The following is a 17,809-nucleotide window of genomic DNA, read 5'->3' as shown; positions in this document are numbered from 1 at the left end:
ATGGCAGCGCGCTTCATGCCGAAAACGTTAGCAGGCAGGCGCGGTGTCCACACGGCCATTCCTCCCACCGAGTCCGGGACCGCCTCCGTCCGCGCACCCACGACGTTCGCCTCGCGATCGGCGACTCCCTGAGACCTCCGGCCCCTCAGTCCCGGGGCGGGCTCGCGTCCCCGGCACCGGTCTCACAGCCTCGGTGGGAGCGGCCGGCCCAGAAACCCGGCAAGCCGGTCGATGGCCGGAGCGGTCTCCTCGACGGGTTGCGGCTCGGCGAACCGTCCCGTTCGGGACTGAGTGGAGAACTGGACCTGAACGAACGTCAGGGCCTGCTCGGCAAGGTCTTCGGGCAGCCGGGCAGGAATTCCGGTGGCCTGGGCGAGGTCCCATCCGTGAGCGAGCAGATCGTACAGACGGATCTGCAGGCGCTCGGCGCCCGTGGCGCTCCCCAAGGCTCCGCGATAGCTCTGCTCGAGTACCCCGGGACGGGAGAAGGCGGCCTGCAGCGCTGCGCTGGAGGACCGGTAGGCGCCGACCGGGTCGTCGCCGAGGCTGTCTGCTCCGCGCTCGGGCATCGGGCCGCCCTCGATCATGGCTGCGAACACCAGGTCCATGCCGACCAGGTGGTTGACCACCTCGCGCACGTTCCATTCCGTACACGGCGTCGGAGCCTTCCATTGCTCGAACCGGATCTCGGCGATCAGGTCGGCGACGGCTTTGGACGCGCGTGCGAGATCTTCAACAGCAACGGTGGTCATCCAGGGAGACTATGCCGCCATCTGCCGAGCTGCCCACGGGTTTGTGCCGATGCGGTGTGGCCCTGTCGAACCGGGATCGCGGGATCGCTCGGCGCCGATGAGCGGCACCTCACAGTGCCTCCCCTGCCCACCGAAGTCGGCGGCGACCAGCCCGGCGCACTTGCGGGCGTGCCGGATAGGAACCAGGTCACCAGCCGCAACCGCATGACGCGCGGAGGTCAGCCGCCGTTTGCCGAGAAGTGCTGGTAGTCGGGGTTGGCCCAGCCGCCACCCCAGTGCCAGCCCACCTTCTCGAAGGCCCGGGTGATGACGTCGCCGGGGCGGATCATGCCCGGGGTGAGGCGGTCGCGCCGCAGATACCGGCGGCCGGCGGGCGGGCGGGCGGTGCCTTGGCGGTCCACGTACGGGTTCTCCACCGGGTTGACGTCCACTGCCTCCCCGTGGGCGTGCCGGGAAAGGCGGCTGGGATCGGCGGTGACCTGCCGGCAGTTGAAGGCGGAGGTGTTGTCGTCTGCCATCGCACGGGCATCGTCACCGCCGTAGACCGCGGCCGACCGCATGCGACGGATGGGGAACCTCGCCTCGAACGCCTTGCCGAAGACGTACAGGAGGGGGCGGACCGACCGTTCGTGGACGACGAGTTCACCCCGGTGGACCTTGCCGTCGAAGCCCCAGTGGTTCATCCGGATCAGCCGCAGACGGTCGGGGCCGACCGGACAGCCCGGCCCGTACGTGGCGCCCAGCGCTGCGGCCGGAACCCTGTCCACCTCGGCGGCCAGCGCAGCGTGGGCCTGGACACGGGCGGCGAGCGGGTGCGAAGGGACGGCCGTGCAGGCGAGGGTGGCGGTACACAGCACGGCGACCGCCGCGACGGCAGTGGAGACAAGGCGCACCTCATCACGGTACGGGGCCCGCCAGGCCTCGCCGCACCTCACACGGAGCGGGCTCAGCCCGAGTCCCGCGGAGTGGGGCGTACCTCGAAACCGAGCAGTTCCACCGGCGCGGGTGTCTCCTCGCGGACCTCGACAGCCCGCACCTCGGCCGCCGCCGGTCCCGTACGCGCCCATCGCACCATCGCCGCGACGGCGCCCTCGGCTCCTTCGAACAGCGCCTCGACATCGCCGTCGGGCAGATTCCGTACCCAGCCCGACACCCCCTGCGCAAGCGCCTCACGGCGGCAGGTGTCCCGGAAGAACACCCCTTGCACGGCCCCCGACACGATCACACGCTTGCGTACCATGCTCCGACCATAAGGCCGGGTCTGCCCCAGTACGGAGTGGCTGGTCCCGCCGTGTCGGCTCCGGCAGGGACGGGGTCCGCAGCGAAGATCCTCGACGTGGCGCGCAAGGCCATCTGCTCCTGATGTCTGGTCTCGCCGTGCCCGAGACGCCGAAGGAGAAGGTGCTCAGACGCGCCACGGTGCGCTCGGCCGACCGCAACCGGTTCCACGAGGATGGTCGGCGAGACGGCTGTGACGGTCGCCTTGCGGGCAGGGCCGTCTGGACCAGTCGCGGGGGCCGAGGCCGGCGCGCGTCAACGTCGTGATCCGCTACTCATCCTCGGGGCCGGTGAATCCCGTCAGGCTGCACCGCGCTGCCGTGCCCGCCTCACCGTCCCTGGAATCGGGCCCCGAAGCCCTCCGGCCGGGGGGCGGCGGCGGTCCGGGACCGGATCGCGGCCTGCCGACCACCGCCGGTGTGCGCGAAGTGCGCTGCTTTCGATGCCACCATCCTGGCGGAAAAGGGGGCAGCGCGGTGAAACCGCACAGCGATGAGAGGGAGGACCGTGACGCCTCATGCGGTCGATGAAGCAACCCAGCCGATTCCGGGACAGACCAAACCGCCCGTCGACACGCTCGGCGCCCTCCCCCGGGCCGCCGGGCCGGCGGTGGGGCGGCCCGACGCGGAGCTGCTGATCGCCGCGTCCGTGCTGCTGGCGGACGCGGCCCTTACCGCGAAGCGGGCCGGTGCGGAACTGACCGGAGCGCTGAGCAGTTGGCGGTTCGGACTGGCCGCACTGCGCCGTCCCGGGTGGGCGCTCGGCACGGCGGTGTCCTGTGCCAAGGCGCTGACCAGCCCTTCGGGGCTCGGGTTCGGGCCGAACGGCGGATTCGTCGGGGAACTGGCCCGAATGGCGGGGAGCGTGACCTACCGCCGCCCGGCCGCCGTGGCCATGGCCGTGGACGCCTTCGCGCTGAGGATCGAGGCGGCGGCGGTCGAGCACCCGAACCTCGACTCGGCACTGGCGAGGCGGCTCACCGACGCCATGGTGGAGGGAAACCGGTGGGAAGCGCTGCGGGCGCTGCACGCACTGGTCGAGCGGCTGGGTGTGACCCGGGCCCTGACGACCGTCAGCCCCGTGATCATGGAGCTGCTGGCGTTGCTGGGGCTGCTCGACGAGAATCCGGTCAACGACAGCTTCTCCTGGGTGACGCTCGCCGGCGGGGTGCCGGCCACGGATCCCTTCTTCGGGCTGCCGAGTTCGGTGCTCCGGTACCTCAATCCCGGTCCCGGACGCGCGGAGCGGATCGAGCCGGACTCCATCCTGGCGAAGGTCCTGAGGACGTCCCGCAACGACATCGTCAGCTACATCAACGACATCGGCGCGCTCGGCAACCACGGGCTGGCGCTGCTGCGGCGCGTCGAGTGCGCCGACGGCCACGTCAGGCACGTACTGCTGCTGCCCGGTACGAGCTTCGGGCTGCCGAGCAACAGCACCCCGCAGGACCTGGTCGGCGCCTTCGACGGGAGCCTGCGCTCCGACACGACCTACACGCGCGCCGCGCAGAAGCTGCTTCGGCGGGCGGGGTTGCCGGCCGGGTCGGAGCTGATGCTCGTCGGACACAGCCTGGGCGGGCTGACGGCCATGAACCTGGCGATGGACGTGGAGCTGGCATCCACCTACCGGATCACGCACGTGGTCACGGTCGGCTCCCCCATCGACAACAAGCGCCCGGCCGACCACACCACCCAGGTGATCAGTCTCGTCAACAAGCACGACGTGATCCCCATGCTCGACGGGCGCGGGCCCGCCTCCCCCCACGACATCCCCGCCGGCTGGGTCGAACTGACCTGGCTGGACGAGTCCTACGACTACCCCCTCTCGCACGCGCCGCAGGCCTACTCCGGCACCCTGCGCGGGGAGATGGCGCACCACCGGGACCGGGTGAACGAACTGATCAGGGCCTACGACGGTGAAGTCGTCGGGAACCAGCCGTACATGCTCCGCGACAAGTGACCACGAGGGAGACCGACCGATGACCCGTGCCGATGGCAAGACCACGACGGTGTCGCGGCCCGAGACGGCCTGGCCCATGGAGAACCTGCTGTTCAGCGCCGCACTGGTGGCCCCGCGCATGCCGTGGGCGGACCTGCCGGCGCGCGCGCTCGGCCTGGACGCGCTGACCCGCGAAGGGCTGACGCGCCGGCTGATGACGCATCTGCAGGGCGGCCGGGACGGGCGCCCGGTGCGGCTGCGCACGCCCTTCGGCACCTTCCTCGTGCCGCTGACCCGGGCGGACGCCGAAAGCCTGCTGACCCGGGCCCACGGCGCGGGGGCTCTCGGGACTCCGTCCGGTCTCGCCGACGGACGCCGGTACGGACTGTCGCCGCACGTGGCGCCGGCGGGCGCGTGGGACGTGCTGACGGAGGGCGGACTCGACGGGCTGACCGTCCAGGTGTCCGAGTACCTGGCTCCGGTGGTCGGTGCCCGGAGGGAGGACGGCACCCTCGACCAGGATGACTGGCGCGACGGCATGCTGCGGCTGAGCCGGCGCGTCGTGCTGGGGGCGGGCGCCGCCGAGGACACCCTGTTGAGCGAGGTGGTCACGGCGGCGGCGGGCGCCGCGGGCAGCCGTTCGTACGAGGCGCGGGCGGCGGCCGTACGACGACGGGTGGCTCCGTACCTGGCCGATCCCGAGCCCGGCTCCCTGGCCCATGGGCTGGCGGACCGGGGCCAGGACGCCGCGGAGACGCACCTGGCCGTCGCGCACGCGCTGGCCATGGTGTCGGCAGCCACCGGTGCGTCGGCGCTCCAGGCCCTGGCCCTGCTCGGGGCAGGTGCGGCCGGTTCCGGTGGGCGTACGGGTTCCACGGGGACCGTGACGTCGGCCGAGGAGGCCGTGGACCGGGTCCTGGACCATTACCCCGCACTGTCCGCCGTGGTGTACCCGGTGCGCGCGCCGCTCGGCGGCGACGGTCCGGCGATCGGAGCCGGGGACGAAATCCTGTACGTCCCGAGGCTGTTGGGGCAGCGCACGGAGGGCGAGGGTACGGATCCGGCGTGGGCGCTGTGCGGGAATCCTTCCGGCTGTGCTCTCGCACGGTTCGCCGCACTCGTCGGCCAAGAAGTCGTCCGCGGGATCACGGCAGAGGTGCGCCCCGTGCTCCTCGCTCCGCGGTTCGCAGGGGACCGCCTGCCGGACTCCCTCGACCCCCGGACGGTGGTCGTGGCCCTCGCCGCGTGCGAGGGTCCCGGCGGGACTCCGGACGGGCACGGCGAGCCGCCGGCGGTCGGCTCGACGGTGACCGCACCGCTCTCCGCCTCCGGGGCGCGGGGGCGGGCCGGCGCGGACCGGCTGGACCGGCACGCCGAGAGCCTCTCGGTCTGCGCCGCCGACACGGGCTGGAACGGGAGCGAGGCCGGCGAACGGTTCCGCATGATCCTCCTCGCGCACGCCGACCGGTGCTCCAGGGCGGCCGCCGACGTACGGCATGCCGCGAGGCGGTTGTCGGACTGACCTGCGTGCGGAGGTGCCGCTCCTGCCCCGGCCCTCGAACGGACGACCTCCCGCGGTTCCGCCCCGATCGGCCGTGATCAACAGAGCTCACGGGCGTTGAACCGGCGGGAAACCGTCTCGCCGACACCTTGTCGATGACGTGCGATGTGAGAGTGAGGTTCGACCGTGAGGGACAACGTGGCCGAGATGATCAAGGCGACCGGGGCGGAACTCCGCTCCGCCGGGCGGTTGCTCGGCGAAGCCGGCGGGGTGGCGTGGGACCGCCTCCTCGACTGGCTCGTCGACGACTACTTCCGGGTGGTCGCGCTGGGCCTGGAGAACATCCCCGCGGAGGGCCCGGCCGTGATCGCCGTGAATCACTCCGGCGCCTGGGGTCTCGACGCGTTCGTACTGGACAAGGTCCTGGGCAGGGCGTTGGACCGGCGCGTCCGCTTCCTCGCGGCCCCGTTCGTCTTCCGCACCCCCATCCTGGGTCGGCACGCGCGCCGCAACGGCGCGCTGCCGATCGGTCCGACGGCCGGGGTCGACCACCTCAACGCGGGCCGGCTCGTCGGGGTGTACCCGGAGGGGATCGCCGGTCTGGAGAAGCCGTTCAGTGAGCGGTACCGGCTGCGGTCCTTCAGCCCCGGTTTCGCGGTCGCTGCCATCCGCTCGGGTGCCCCGGTGGTACCGGTCGGGATCGTCGGCGCGGAAGAGGCGTGCCCCAAGCTCGGTGAGGTGCCGACCCTCGCTCGGCTCCTCGGCATGCCGTACTTCCCGCTCACCACGCCGTTCCCGCTGCCGTCCAATTGGACGATCACCATCGGGGAGCCGATCCCGGCGCCGGCCCGGCCCGAGGGCCTGGCCGCCCGCCGGGACGCCGCCCGGCGGCTCAGCGAAACCACGCGAACTGCCGTTCAGGAACTGATCGACCGCGAACTGGCGGAGCGGGAGAACCTGTTCGACTGACCCCGCGGTGCGGGCGCACGGCGTCCCGGCCGACTGGCCTGCGACAGGTCTTGGCCGTCGCCGCCCTCGGTGGAATCCGACCGCGTCCGCCCGCTTCGCCTCCGAGTCAGGGGGTGTACGGCGGAGCACGGTCCTCACCGAGAACTGTCAGGTGCCGCTGCGGGCACGGTCGAAGCCCTCCCGAGCGGCCGCTTGCCAGGCGTCGACGAGGTGGCGCACGGACGGATAGCGGCTCTCGGGGTCGGCTGCCGTGGCTTTGCCGATGACGGCCAGTTGGCCGGAGGTTCCTCTCCACTGTTCCTCCTCGTCGCCCGAGTCGAGGAGCAGCCGCATGGCCCGGCCTAGGGTGAATACGGTGGTGCGGATGTCGATGCGTGAACCCTTCACGAACTCCTCGGGAGCCATGAAACGGGCCGAGCCAGGCAGCCGGTCCGCCTCCAGGGTGAACGGGCCCGGGCGGTACTCGTCCAGGTCGCACAGCCTCATCTCGTGCTTCTCGAAGTCGTACAGCATGCACCCGTCGTAGAGATCGACGGCGACGAGCCCGCCCTGTTCGACAGCCAGGTGCGCGTGCAGGATCGAGTCCACGGCAGCGAGGACGGTGGGAACCGGCAGCCTGCGAAACCGTGCCAGGGGGCTGTCGGGGGCGCTCCTGCCCCCGTGACGGGATCGCGTCGGGTGGTAGAGCACCTGCCCTTCGACCCACGGATGGACGAGGGCCAAGCCCTCATCCGTCGTGAACGAGTGCAGGAGCGGCACGATCGCGGGGTGGACGACGGTCTTGTGGACGAGGACCGCCCGGTTCAGCGACGAGACACCGAGCGGCGTCGCGGCGCTCTTCACGAACCAGCGCCGCCCCCCATCGAGCACCCCGTAGGAGACACAGCCGGAGTCCTGGTCATCGAACCTACGGAAGACGGTCCCCGTCCGCGCAAGAAAGGCCTCAAGGGAGGGAACGTGCGTGACGCCGAGAATCTCATGCCTGGTCATGCCAACAATGCTGCCACCCACCCGTGCCGTCCCCACCCTTGCTTCACCTATCGACATTCGATAGATTTCCATCGCAACTCGATGGAAGGACAGACCGTGGGAAAGCTGACAGTGGGTGCGCTGCGCGCCGTGCTCGTGGTGGTGCTCGCCGGCACCGTGTTCGTACAGGCATTGATGGTGTGGGCGTTGGCCACCGACCCGGAGGACGGGTCGCTCCCGCTGACCCCGCTGCGCGTGATCACGATCCTGGGCATGGTGTCGGCGCAGGTCGCCCTGGTCAGCGTATGGCGGCTGGTGGCGATGGTGCGACGCGGAACCGTGTTCTCCCACGCCGCCTTCCGGTACGTGGACGCCGTGATCGGCGCGATCGTGGCGGCTTCCCTCCTGTGGTTTACGGTCACGGTGCTCAACGCGCCGGGCCAGCGGGACGACCCGGGCGTCACCGTCATCATGGGCGGGGTCGGCTTGGCCATCCTGGGGGTCGCGCTCATCGTGCTCGTGCTGCGGATGCTGCTCGCCCAGGCCGTCGCGCGCGACGTCGAAGCGGCGCAGATGCAGGCCGAGTTGGACGAGGTGATCTGATGCCGATCGTCGTCGACATCGACGTGATGCTGGCCAGGCGGAAGATGTCCGTGGGCGACCTCGCGGACCGTGTGGGGATCACGCCCGCCAACCTGGCGGTACTCAAGAACGGCCGCGCCAAAGCGGTGCGCTTCGCGACGCTCGCCGCGCTCTGCGAGGTGCTCAAATGCCAGCCGGGCGACCTCCTGCGCTGGGAGGGCGAGGACGCCGCGGGCGGATGACGCGCCCGGGGCTGACATCGCCCGGCACCACCGGCCCGTGACACGGCCGGTCCGCTGTCACCGAAGCGGTGCCTGCCGGCGGAGGCGACGCCGCGGCCGCTGCTGGGCCGCATCGACGGCGACGTGTGGGACCGGGCGGTGGGCCGCTGGCCGGTCGGCCGGCGCGCTGGGGCCTACGGTCAGCTGCACGCAGTGGCGGTAGACGGCAAGACCCTGCGCACAGCGGCCAGGGCCACGGGCCGAACCGGACCCCGGCTCGGCCGGAGGAGCAGTCCCGGATGCAGCTCCGCGAGGCGTTCGCCAAACTGATCGTGAAGCACGGCACCGTACCGGTGGTCGTCGGCAGGCCGCAGCCCGCGACGTTTCATGTCGCGGACGCGGCCCGGGCGAGGCCGCACACGCCGCGGTCCATCGAGCTCACCGACGAGCGATCACGGAGCTGGAGATGATCGGTTTCCCCGTGTCCGTGCGCTCCCGTACGGAGGGCGAGTCCGGGTGGGCGAGCACCGCCGCTGGTCAACCGGTGAGCGGCACGGTGCCTGGTGCCTGACTCCGCACTGGTGGAACCCACCCGGCCGGCGCGCCGCGCTGGGCGCCATGGCCTGCTGCCGCCAGTGGTCGCATGGCTGATCACCAACCTCATCACCTGGCTGGTCGCGAGAGGATCCGTTGCCGGCGATGGATCCGAGGTGGCCTATTGGTCCACCGCCGGCCGCCATCGCTGGGATTCCGGACACTACCTGTCCATCGCCGAGACCGGCTACGAAATGTTCTGGTGCCGTGATCGCTACGAGAACTTTCGCGACGTGATGTGCGGAAACGTTGCATGGTTTCCCGGGTACCCCATGGCGGTCCGGGCGGTTTCCGCCACCGGACTTTCCTATGAGATATCAGCTGTCGTCGTCACCGAAGCGTCACTGTTCGGCATGTTCGCGGTGTTGTGGTGGCTGCTCGGCGCCCGGCTCACATGGGCCACGGGCCTCACCCTCGCCATTGGTACGGTATTCCCCGGCGGCATCTATCTCCATGCGATGTTCCCGATCGCCACCGGAACGCTGGGACTGCTGGTCTGTATCGCCGGAGTGAAGCGCGGCTCCGGGGCAATCGCCGCTGCTGGTGGTTTCGTGGCGGCCTCCTGTTACCCCGTCGGCGCTGTCGCTGTCGGGATGCTGCTGTTGAGCGCGTTCTTCGCGTGGCAGAGGGACACGTGGCCGATACGGTTCGCGAAGGCCGGGTCGTCAGCAGCTGTCGCCGGCTGCGGCGTGCTCTGGGCCAAATGGCTGATGTGGCAGGCGACGGGACACTGGGACGCGTACGAGATCATCCAGAAATCCAGTTACCGACAAGGTGACCTACGTCAGCCCTTCGAGGAGATGAGGAAGGCCTACGATTTTCCCTTCAGCGACTGGTACACGCCCGAGGGGAACCTGCCGTGGCTGGTGGAGCACAGTCTGGCCGCGCACAGGGCCCAGCTATGGCTGAATACCGCCTTCGTGCTGCTCGTACTGGCGACGGCCGCAATTCAATTCCTCCGGAACCGTCGGCTCGACGTCGAGGAATGGGCAGCCTTGGTCTTGACGGTGGCAATTTTCTTGCTGCCGTTCTTCGCTGGTGCAGCCATGTCGTGGTACCGCAATCATGCGCAAATGTTTGCCGGGCTCATCCTGGTCAGGCGCATGCCCCGATGGATTCAGGTATCAGTGTTGGCGGTCTGCACGATCCAGTATGCCTTTTTGGGGGCGATGTTTTTCTCCGGGGTGCTGGTGTAACCGGTCTTTCAGACCGGGGCCGACGTGCCGTCGCCCGTGGCGAGGTGACGTGCGCAGAGGAGCCGGGCGCGAGCCTGTCCGCGTCGGCGGTGCCCGGGTCCCCGTCCCGACCCCCCCGCGGCCGCCGCCCCCTCGACCGCGGACGGCGGAGCCGGTTGTCTGCGGAGGGAGACCGGAACGAATCAAGGAGGGGAAACCCCTGTCTGACTCCGGCTCCGGATGGCAGTCTCTATTCCTCGGAAACGTCGTCCTGGGGGGGATCACGCGTGATGGAGCCGGGTACGGGCATGGGCCTGCGGGGCCGCAGCGGCATCCTGTCGCTGGTCGACGCCTGCCTGAAGGAGAACCCGGCAGCCGAGCGGCCCCTGACCATGCTCCTCGGCCCGGCGGGCAGCGGAGCCAGCGAGGCGCACAGCGCGCTCATGGAGCACTTCGGGCCCGACTACCCCTTCGCCTTCGTCAACTTCGGCGGGGCCCAGTCCCTGCTGCCGCGCTACGCCCTCGGACTTCTGGCACGCCAGCTCGAACGCAAACTGCCCCGCTACGGCCGCTCCCACTTCCCCCTGCTCAGCCTCGGCCTGCTCGCCTCCGACCAGGAACTGCGCATGCGCAGCCTCGCCGAGGGCCGGCGCGCGGTGCAGCGCCAGCTCGACCGGTTCCAGGAGGAGAACGAGGCCCGGCACGGCGACTATCTGGCGGCCTTCTTCGAAGTGGGCATGGGGGCGGTCGGCATGCCCGAAGGCGCCTCCACCGCCGCACTCGCCCTCTTCCAGGACGCCCTGCGGCGCGGCCGCCGCACCGTGCCCGGCCTGTTCGGCGGCAGGCTGGGCAGTCGGCTCACCGCCGGGGCCCAGTGGTACGGACACCACCCCATGACCCGCAGCGCGGACCCCATGGAAGCCCTCGTGGAACTCAACCTGTGGCGCCACGAGGGCGACGAGAACGAACAGGAGCGGCTCGACCTCGTCCTCTTCTCGGCTTTCCTGGAGGACCTCAGGCGCAACACCGCCCGCAACTTCATGCCCCGCTCCTACCTGCTGCTCCTCGACAACTCCCACACCGAGTACGGCCGCCGCTTCCTCGACCTGCTGCTGCGCTCCCGGCACGACCAGACGGTCGTGGCCGGCCACGCCAGCGACCCGCTGACCGTCGTCGCCAGCTCCAACCGCTGGCTGCCCCGCTGGGGCCCGGCCACCGGGGACTCCTGGCCCTGGCAGTTACGCGGCCCCGACCGGGCCTCCCTGGCCGACTGGAACGCCCACCGGCCGACCCGCGACAGCGAGGACACCTGGTGGTACCCGTTACGGCTGCGCGACCTCAACCTGGACGAGGTGCGGATCCGGATAGAGCTCCAGCTCGGCGGGAACAGTGACCTGGCCCCGCTGACCCGCCTCACCCCCTTCGTGCACCGGCTCACCGGAGGACTGCCGCGCGCCGTGCACCAGGTGCTCGACGTACTTCGCCAGGCCGGGCCGCCCCCGGACTCCGGCCCCCAGCAGGACCGCTGGCTGCGCACCCTGCCCGACCGGCCGCTGCGCACCGGGGAGGACTCCGCCACCCTTGCCGACGCCGCCCTCGGCCACCTCCTGCGCGACTTCGACGGGACCCAGCGCACCGCCCTCGCCGAGTGCGCCGCCGCCCGGGACTTCTCCGTCGCCACGCGGCTGCTCAGCCCCGACGACTCCCTGTTCGGCGACATCCGCTCCCGCTGGCTGCTGACCGGACCCGTCGCCGTCGTCCCCGTACTCCACCCGTGGCTGCGCCGGCTGCTCCTGTGGCGGCTGGCGGCACGCCCCGACGGGTGGGACGCCGTGCACGAACTCCTCGCGGAGTACTACCGCGGCGAGGGCAAGCCGGTGCAGGAGATGTACCACCAGCTCGCCCTCGGGCGGACCGAGGAGGTCACCGCCCACCTGACACGGCGCTTCACCGCCGTACCGGCCGCGCAGTGGATCTCCGAGTTCGAGGCGATCACCGTCGCTCCGAACCGCCTCCCCGCCGACGGAGGACCGCTGGAACTCCTCGCCGGACTCGTCCCGCGCCGCCCCGGACGCGTGATGGACACCGAGTCCGTGATCCACACCCTGGTGACCACCCGCTGGGTGTGGAGCGATCCGCTCGCGGATCCCGCCATGCGGCTCAACGACATGATCGCCGACGGCTACACCCAGCTGTCCCAACTGCGGAGGAACGACATCGTGGCCCTGTTCAACGAGGCGGAGCGGTACCGTCACTGGCGCGGTCCCCAGACCGCCGGCTGGGAGGGCTGAGCGCGTGCCCAGACTCGAATGGCCCCTGCACGTCGTACGCCGCGTCGCCCTCGCCACCGCGGCCGCCGTCGCCCTGGTGGCGGCGCTCTGGCTGGGTGTCGGCTGGCTGCAGGAACGCCAGGCCAGCTGCGCCGACGGGGTCGTCGAACAGGGCCCGGACGACGAGTGTGTCGGAGTGACCGACGGCTCCTACGTCTTCGCTCCGCACCTCGACGCCGTCAGCAGGAAGATCGAGGAGGAGAACCGCCGGGTCCTCGCCAACGCGGACAAGGAACCGTACGTCAGCGTCGCCTACTTCACCTCCTTCACCACCACCGCCGAGGACAGCAACTCCGCAGAGGGCGTCCGCCACGAACTGCAGGGCGCCTACCTCGCCCAGTACCGGCACAACCAGGGCGACCTCGCCGCCACCCCCAAGATCCGCCTGCTGCTGGCGAATCCGGGCAGCAGGTCCACGCAGTGGAAGCACACCGTCGACGAACTGATCGCCCGCAAGGACTCCCCGGACCGGCTCGTCGCGGTGGCCGGCCTCGGCCCGAGCACGAATGAGAACCTCGCGGCCATAGAACGCCTCTCCGAACACGGCATCGCCATGGTCGGTGCCACCATGACCGCCACGAACATCCAGGGCATCAACGGCTTCGTCAGGATCGCCCCCACCAACGAGGACGAGGCGTACGCGGCCGCCGGCTACCTCAAACGGCGCGGCGTCGCCACCGCTGTCGTCCTCCAGGACGTGGCGGAGGGAAACCTCTACGCCTCCACCCTCGGCACCGCCTTCACCAAGGCCTTCCAGGACGGCGACAAGCACAGACTCGTCGCCGAGCGCATGACGTACGACTCCTCCGTGAGCAGTGCCTGGCAGAACGAACTGCGCTACATGCCCGGCCAGTTGTGCCAGCAGCGCCCTCAGCTCGTGTACTTCGCGGGCCGCGGCCGGCACCTCACCCATTTCCTCGACGCGCTCTCCAACCGCAGCTGCACCGACCAGCAGTTCACCGTGTTCGCCGGGGACGACACCACCAATCTGAGCGCCGAGCAGCTCGCCCACGCCGCCGAGACGGGCATCGAGGTGCTCTATACCGGCCTCTCCCACCCCGACATGTACCGCTCGGCGCCGCAAGCGGTGTCCGCGCCGTCCGCGAAGAACTTCCAGCCGGGCGGGCTGCTGGACCAGTGGTTCCCGCACGACCCCCGGGAGGACGGCGGGGCGCTGATGGGTCACGACGCGGTCCTCGCCGCGGCCCACGGCATCCAGATGGCCGCCCGCTGGCAGGGGCAGGTCGTCGGCGACGCGGTGGCCCGGATGTTCCACCAGATGGACGGCACCCAGCAGGTGGCCGGGGCCAGCGGGTTCATCTCCTTCCAGAACAACGGCAATCCGCGCAACAAGGCCGTTCCGATCCTGCGCCTCAACGGCAAGGGACAGGTCGAGTTCGTCGAAGTGTCCGCGGCGGAGGGCAAGCCGCCGCAGGAACAGTGACGCGCCCGGCCCGGGGCACGGCCCCTTGGGGCCGGACGTCGCGGAGCCGGGCTCACCACACAGGAAACGAGCTCTACTGCCGTTCTTCGTCCGTGTCGCGAGCGACGCAATAGGTGGGCCGGGCTTGGACGGCCGTGTAAATGCGGGCCACGTACTCCCCGAGCATTCCCAGGCAGAAGAGCTGAACAGCTCCGAAGAACAGGACCGTGGTGATCAAGGAGGTCCAGCCCGGCAGGGTGCTGCCCGTGGCGTAGACGGTGAGGGTCCAGGTGAGGAACGCGAGACAGACGACGAGGCTGAAGGCGCCGATCGCCGTGGCCAGGCGCAGGGGGACCGCAGAGAAGCTGGTGATGCTGTCCCATGCCAACAGGACCATCTTGTGCAAGGGGTATTTGGTGGTGCCGGCCACTCGCTCCCCGCGCTGGTAGGTGATCTGGCCGCCGGGGAAACCGAGCCAAGGGATGAGAAGACGATAGATCTGCTGCTGGTCGGGGAGGGTTTTGAGGGTTTCCACGACGGGGCGGGACAGCAGGCGGAAGTCGCCGGCCTGAGCGGGGACGAAGGAGCCGGCCAGGCGGCGCATCAGCCAGTAGTAGGCGGCGGCCGTTCGGCGCTTGAATCCGGTGTCGGTGGAGCGGTCGATACGGACGCCGTAGACGATGTCCAGACCATCTGCCCGTGCCAGGGCCAGCATTTCGGGGATGAGTTCCGGCGGGTCCTGGAGGTCTGCGTCGATGCTGATCACATAGGCGCCGAGAGCACGGTGCAGTCCGGCGGTCAGGGCAGCTTGGTGGCCGCTGTTCCGCCGGAGGGCCACGATGCGCAGCTGGGGCCAGACGGTCCGCAGGTCTTCCAACAGATGGGGAGTCCTGTCGGTCGAGCCGTCATCGACGGCGAGCACCTCGTACGGTTCGCCGCACCCGTCCAGGGTCGGCCGGAGCCGCGCCGCCAGAACAGGCAGGGCCTCCTCCTCGTTGAAGACGGGAACCACGATCGACAGAGCGATCGATTCCCTGCGTGGGTCATACACAGCACTCATGATGCGGGAGGCGCCTGAAGCCGGCATTTTGAGCCACCGGAGCGTCCCTGCCCGCGGCGCCATCTGGCTGCACCCTTCGCCGCCAAGGGGACGCGCCGGGTCATGTGTAGCTGAGGATCACCAGCAGCGCCGTGCATTCGGCGAGGAGCTGGGCGCCGAGCGCCGCCTGCCGCACCCGCAGGGCGGAAGCGGCCAGGGTGACGACGAGCGCCACGGCGCCGAGGCCGGCACTCCAGCCGAACAGCCACCAGGGAAGCCAGGCGGCGCACTGCTCGCCGTACGTCACACAACGGGACGCCCGCTCGGACGACAGGGTCAGCACGGCGGCCAGCAGAGCCACCGGCAGGAAAAGGGCGGCGGCCAGGCCGGACCAGAGGCGGGCGCGGTCCTTTTCTCCGCCGATCCGGACCGGGGATGCCGCAGAGGGAGCAGTTGCGTTCATGCCCCCATCCCACGCGCTCAGCGGGCCCGGCGCAGCCGCCCGGGTACTCACGTCGCCGGTGTGCGCGTACTCAGACCGCCGGCTCCGGAGCTGGTCGTGTGCTCAGTCGGTCCCGGATCCGTCGATCGGCGCGAGGACTTCCGAGGTGGCCCGTACGGCCCGGGCACCGCTCGACCGGGCGGTCTGGCTCCGGCCGCCGGGGTACGCCCACCGACGTCCGGGACCGGTGGTCCCTCCTATATGGGGAGGCGGAAGCCGTTGAAGAGGTCGTCCATGCCACGCAGGGCCAGGCGGGCGGGGGTGGCACGGACGGCGAGGTCGCGGGCAGCTGCCGCGAGCGGGTTGCGGAGGGCGCCCAGGCGGCCGACCCGGCGGGCGCGGACACGCACGGCGTCGGTGCGGTCGCGGCGGGCGGCGGTGTAGGCGGCGAGGGCGGCCGGGACGGAGTCCGCGCTGTCCGTGCTGTCTCCGGCGGGAAGCAGGTGGGCGAGGACCACCGCGTCCTCGATGGCCTGGCAGCCCCCCTGGCCGAGGTTGGGGGCCATGGCGTGGGCGGCGTCGCCGAGCCAGGCGATCCGGCCGTGGTGCAGGCTGGGGAGCGGGGCGGCCAGGTCGTGGAGGTCGTTCTGGAGGACGTCGGCGGGGTCGAAGCGGCGAACTCGGTCCAGCAGAGCCGGAATCGGGTCGTGCCACGAGCCGAAGCGGTGCCGGAGTTCGGCGCGGGGGTCGGCCGAGCGGGTGCCGGCCGGGACCACTGCCGTGGCGTAGAGGTACAGCCGGCCGTCGGAGAGCGGGGTCACGCCGAACCGCTCACCACGCCCCCAGGTCTCGCTCATGGCCGGTATCCGGAGGTCCGGGGCGTCCACGATGGTCCGCCAGGCGGTCTCGCCGATGTAGTGCAGGCCGGGGTGGGCGGGGAAGTACGCACGGCGCAGCGGGCTGTGGATGCCGTCGGCGGCGACCACCAGATCGGCGGGAAGGTCCGGGCCGGCTGCCGTGAGGTCCGGGCCGACCGCTGTTCGGACGGTCGGACGGCCCGCGGCGTCGTCGACGGCGGTCACGGCGGTGCCGTAGCGAACGGCCTCCGGCGGCAGGGCGGTAGCCAGGGCGGCGGTGAAGGCCGGGCGCGGGACGGCTATCGGGGGCGTGCCGTAGCGGGCCGCCATGTCCGCGGTGCCGGTCCGGGTGAGCCACTGGCCGTCGGAGCGGCGCAGTCCCATCGTCGTGGGTACGGCGCTGCCGGCGGCGTGGGCGGCGTCGACGCCGATGGCATCGAGTGCGCGGAGGGCGTTGGGGGCGAGGCCGATGCCGGCGCCGGTGGTGGGGGGTTCGGGGGCGCGTTCGCAGACGGTGACGCGCCAGCCGCGGCGGTGCAGTGCGATGGCGGCCGTGAGCCCGCCGATTCCGGCTCCGGCCACCACCGCGTGACGATTCGGCATGGAACACCTCTCCGTTTCGGTGCGGCACCCTCTACATCCATAGAGCCCTCACTCTACAACTGTAGAGTGATACCTCCGTATGCGTAGGGGCTGACCCGTGCCGGTGTCCGCATCGCTGTGCCGTGGCGGCGGGCCTTGACCCACACCCGCCGCCGTGACGCAAAGCCGAGCCCGGAGAAGTCCCGGTACTGGCGATCTGCGGCAGCACCGAGGACTCCGCCACGGCGCGACCTTGCGACCGTCGCCGTTCGTCAGGAGGGCTTGGTCGGCGAGAAGGCGGTGACGGTCGCCTTGTTGTCGCATTCGGCGAAGACGCCGTCATCCATGGCGATCTGGTGCGCGCCCGCGCCGGGCACACCGAGAACGAGCGTGGGGAAGCTGGCGGGCGTGGCGCCGGATTCGCAGTAACCGTCGGCCTCGCCTTGGACGTTGACGAAGGTGAGCTTCGTCCAGGCGCGGGCGCCCGGGGCCAGGGACACCGTGGAGGCCGAACCGCTCTGGGTGGTGGAGAGCGGGACATTCTTGTCGGGCGAGCCGTGGCCGGCTCCGGCGACCGTCGGGAAGCCGCGGAGCGTGCAGGGAAGCGTCGAGGTGTTGGTGACCGAGACGATGGCGGCTCCCGTTCCCGTACCCGGCGGCCGGACATCGGCCTGATGGGCGTCGGAGACCTTGATCTGGCCGGTCGTGCACGCCTTCGTCCCGCCGCCCGGGCCGGGTACCGAGGGGCTGGGCTTGGTACCGCCCGTACCGCCCCCGGTGGAGGAAGCGCCGCCGGTGGGGGTCGGCTTCGCCGGCTCCGAGCCCGCGGGCGGCGTCGACGGCCTGTCGATCGCGCCGTCGTCGCCGCCCGGTGTGCAGCCCGTCATCAGGGCGGTGACCGCCACCGCCGTCACCAACGCTGCCGCGGTCCTTCTGACGCTTGCTGTGTAGTGCATGAGCGCTCCCCGAGGTCACGACCGGTCCCACACCGGCCCTCGCCGCTGGACACGGCGTCACGCCCCACTCGGGTTCCCCGGTCCGCGCCGCTGTGGCGGTTCCGTGACGCGCCCATTACGTACGTGCGATCCTCCGCTCGCGGTGGCAACCCCACGGCACGCCGGCCGCGACAGCGGTCGTGGCGTCAGTCGCCTCCGCCG

17 protein-coding genes are annotated in these 17,809 nt (G+C 71.0%); 9 read left to right on the top strand and 8 right to left on the bottom strand.

The features are described from left to right. Positions 1-182: 182 nt before the first annotated feature. From AB0D48_RS30775 to AB0D48_RS30765, 3 genes are all read right to left on the bottom strand, one after another. Positions 183-752, bottom strand: coding sequence for a TIGR03086 family metal-binding protein (locus AB0D48_RS30775; RefSeq protein ID WP_362404231.1), 570 nt, complete (start codon positions 750-752; stop codon positions 183-185). A gap of 218 nt (positions 753-970) precedes the next feature. Beyond that, a complete protein-coding gene (locus tag AB0D48_RS30770; protein ID WP_362404228.1) occupies positions 971-1,645 on the bottom strand; it encodes a M15 family metallopeptidase in 675 nt (224 codons plus the stop codon). Between the two features lie 53 nt (positions 1,646-1,698). Beyond that, complete coding sequence (locus AB0D48_RS30765; protein WP_362404226.1) at positions 1,699-1,992, bottom strand: acylphosphatase; 294 nt, start codon at positions 1,990-1,992, stop codon at positions 1,699-1,701. 545 nt (positions 1,993-2,537) lie between these two features. On the opposite strand from AB0D48_RS30765, the gene AB0D48_RS30760 reads away from it, so the two are divergent. From AB0D48_RS30760 to AB0D48_RS30750, 3 genes are all read left to right on the top strand, one after another. Further along, positions 2,538-3,989, top strand: a complete 1,452-nt coding sequence (locus tag AB0D48_RS30760; protein WP_362404223.1) for a hypothetical protein — start codon at positions 2,538-2,540, stop codon at positions 3,987-3,989. A gap of 19 nt (positions 3,990-4,008) precedes the next feature. Further along, positions 4,009-5,490 carry a hypothetical protein gene (locus AB0D48_RS30755; protein WP_362404220.1) on the top strand — a complete coding sequence of 494 codons (1,482 nt, stop codon included), beginning with the start codon at positions 4,009-4,011 and terminating at the stop codon, positions 5,488-5,490. Positions 5,491-5,655: 165 nt separating this feature from the next. Further along, positions 5,656-6,438 (top strand): lysophospholipid acyltransferase family protein, encoded by a 783-nt coding sequence (locus AB0D48_RS30750; RefSeq protein WP_362404217.1) that lies wholly within the window; start codon positions 5,656-5,658, stop codon positions 6,436-6,438. 147 nt (positions 6,439-6,585) lie between these two features. Here AB0D48_RS30750 and AB0D48_RS30745 read toward each other — a convergent pair whose 3' ends face one another. After that, a complete protein-coding gene (locus AB0D48_RS30745) occupies positions 6,586-7,428 on the bottom strand; it encodes a serine/threonine protein kinase (RefSeq protein WP_362404214.1) in 843 nt (280 codons plus the stop codon). Between the two features lie 96 nt (positions 7,429-7,524). Between AB0D48_RS30745 and AB0D48_RS30740 the strand changes: the two genes are divergently transcribed. The 6 genes from AB0D48_RS30740 (at position 7,525) to AB0D48_RS30715 (ending at position 13,753) form a co-directional block, all read left to right on the top strand. Further along, on the top strand, positions 7,525-8,010 hold the full coding sequence (locus AB0D48_RS30740) for a DUF2975 domain-containing protein (protein ID WP_362404211.1): 486 nt from the start codon (positions 7,525-7,527) through the stop codon (positions 8,008-8,010). Further along, positions 8,010-8,231 (top strand): helix-turn-helix transcriptional regulator, encoded by a 222-nt coding sequence (locus AB0D48_RS30735; protein ID WP_089213797.1) that lies wholly within the window; start codon positions 8,010-8,012, stop codon positions 8,229-8,231. The genes AB0D48_RS30740 and AB0D48_RS30735 overlap by 1 nt, the downstream gene beginning before the upstream one ends. Before the next feature lie 278 nt (positions 8,232-8,509). Next, a complete protein-coding gene (locus AB0D48_RS30730) occupies positions 8,510-8,680 on the top strand; it encodes a hypothetical protein (protein ID WP_362404206.1) in 171 nt (56 codons plus the stop codon). A gap of 165 nt (positions 8,681-8,845) precedes the next feature. After that, positions 8,846-10,000, top strand: coding sequence for a hypothetical protein (locus AB0D48_RS30725; protein WP_362404203.1), 1,155 nt, complete (start codon positions 8,846-8,848; stop codon positions 9,998-10,000). 269 nt (positions 10,001-10,269) lie between these two features. Next, positions 10,270-12,270 carry a hypothetical protein gene (locus AB0D48_RS30720; RefSeq protein WP_362404200.1) on the top strand — a complete coding sequence of 667 codons (2,001 nt, stop codon included), beginning with the start codon at positions 10,270-10,272 and terminating at the stop codon, positions 12,268-12,270. Between the two features lie 4 nt (positions 12,271-12,274). After that, on the top strand, positions 12,275-13,753 hold the full coding sequence (locus tag AB0D48_RS30715; RefSeq protein WP_362404197.1) for a branched-chain amino acid ABC transporter substrate-binding protein: 1,479 nt from the start codon (positions 12,275-12,277) through the stop codon (positions 13,751-13,753). 73 nt (positions 13,754-13,826) lie between these two features. Here AB0D48_RS30715 and AB0D48_RS30710 read toward each other — a convergent pair whose 3' ends face one another. The 4 genes from AB0D48_RS30710 to AB0D48_RS30695 form a co-directional block, all read right to left on the bottom strand. Then, positions 13,827-14,792 carry a glycosyltransferase family 2 protein gene (locus AB0D48_RS30710; protein WP_362404194.1) on the bottom strand — a complete coding sequence of 322 codons (966 nt, stop codon included), beginning with the start codon at positions 14,790-14,792 and terminating at the stop codon, positions 13,827-13,829. A gap of 100 nt (positions 14,793-14,892) precedes the next feature. Beyond that, positions 14,893-15,234, bottom strand: a complete 342-nt coding sequence (locus tag AB0D48_RS30705) for a hypothetical protein (RefSeq protein WP_362404191.1) — start codon at positions 15,232-15,234, stop codon at positions 14,893-14,895. A gap of 236 nt (positions 15,235-15,470) precedes the next feature. Further along, positions 15,471-16,673 (bottom strand): FAD-dependent oxidoreductase, encoded by a 1,203-nt coding sequence (locus AB0D48_RS30700; protein WP_362404187.1) that lies wholly within the window; start codon positions 16,671-16,673, stop codon positions 15,471-15,473. A gap of 251 nt (positions 16,674-16,924) precedes the next feature. Further along, a complete protein-coding gene (locus tag AB0D48_RS30695) occupies positions 16,925-17,608 on the bottom strand; it encodes a DUF4232 domain-containing protein (protein WP_362404184.1) in 684 nt (227 codons plus the stop codon). Positions 17,609-17,809 lie beyond the last annotated feature (201 nt).

Origin of the sequence: Streptomyces sp. NPDC048269 (genome assembly GCF_040652395.1) — a bacterium.
Lineage (GTDB): Bacteria > Actinomycetota > Actinomycetes > Streptomycetales > Streptomycetaceae > Streptomyces.
This window is presented reverse-complemented; position numbering and strand designations above follow the sequence as displayed.

Bases quoted from the DNA above. Each gene is read 5' to 3' on its own strand.
- AB0D48_RS30775 (WP_362404231.1), bottom strand. From the start codon at position 752: ATGACCACCGTTGCTGTTGAAGATCTCGCACGCGCGTCCAAAGCCGTC.
- AB0D48_RS30765 (WP_362404226.1), bottom strand. From the start codon at position 1,992: ATGGTACGCAAGCGTGTGATCGTGTCGGGGGCCGTGCAAGGGGTGTTC.
- AB0D48_RS30755 (WP_362404220.1), top strand. From the start codon at position 4,009: ATGACCCGTGCCGATGGCAAGACCACGACGGTGTCGCGGCCCGAGACG.
- AB0D48_RS30745 (WP_362404214.1), bottom strand. From the start codon at position 7,428: ATGACCAGGCATGAGATTCTCGGCGTCACGCACGTTCCCTCCCTTGAG.
- AB0D48_RS30735 (WP_089213797.1), top strand. From the start codon at position 8,010: ATGCCGATCGTCGTCGACATCGACGTGATGCTGGCCAGGCGGAAGATG.
- AB0D48_RS30730 (WP_362404206.1), top strand. From the start codon at position 8,510: ATGCAGCTCCGCGAGGCGTTCGCCAAACTGATCGTGAAGCACGGCACC.
- AB0D48_RS30720 (WP_362404200.1), top strand. From the start codon at position 10,270: ATGGAGCCGGGTACGGGCATGGGCCTGCGGGGCCGCAGCGGCATCCTG.
- AB0D48_RS30710 (WP_362404194.1), bottom strand. From the start codon at position 14,792: ATGAGTGCTGTGTATGACCCACGCAGGGAATCGATCGCTCTGTCGATC.
- AB0D48_RS30705 (WP_362404191.1), bottom strand. From the start codon at position 15,234: ATGAACGCAACTGCTCCCTCTGCGGCATCCCCGGTCCGGATCGGCGGA.
- AB0D48_RS30700 (WP_362404187.1), bottom strand. From the start codon at position 16,673: ATGCCGAATCGTCACGCGGTGGTGGCCGGAGCCGGAATCGGCGGGCTC.
- AB0D48_RS30695 (WP_362404184.1), bottom strand. From the start codon at position 17,608: ATGCACTACACAGCAAGCGTCAGAAGGACCGCGGCAGCGTTGGTGACG.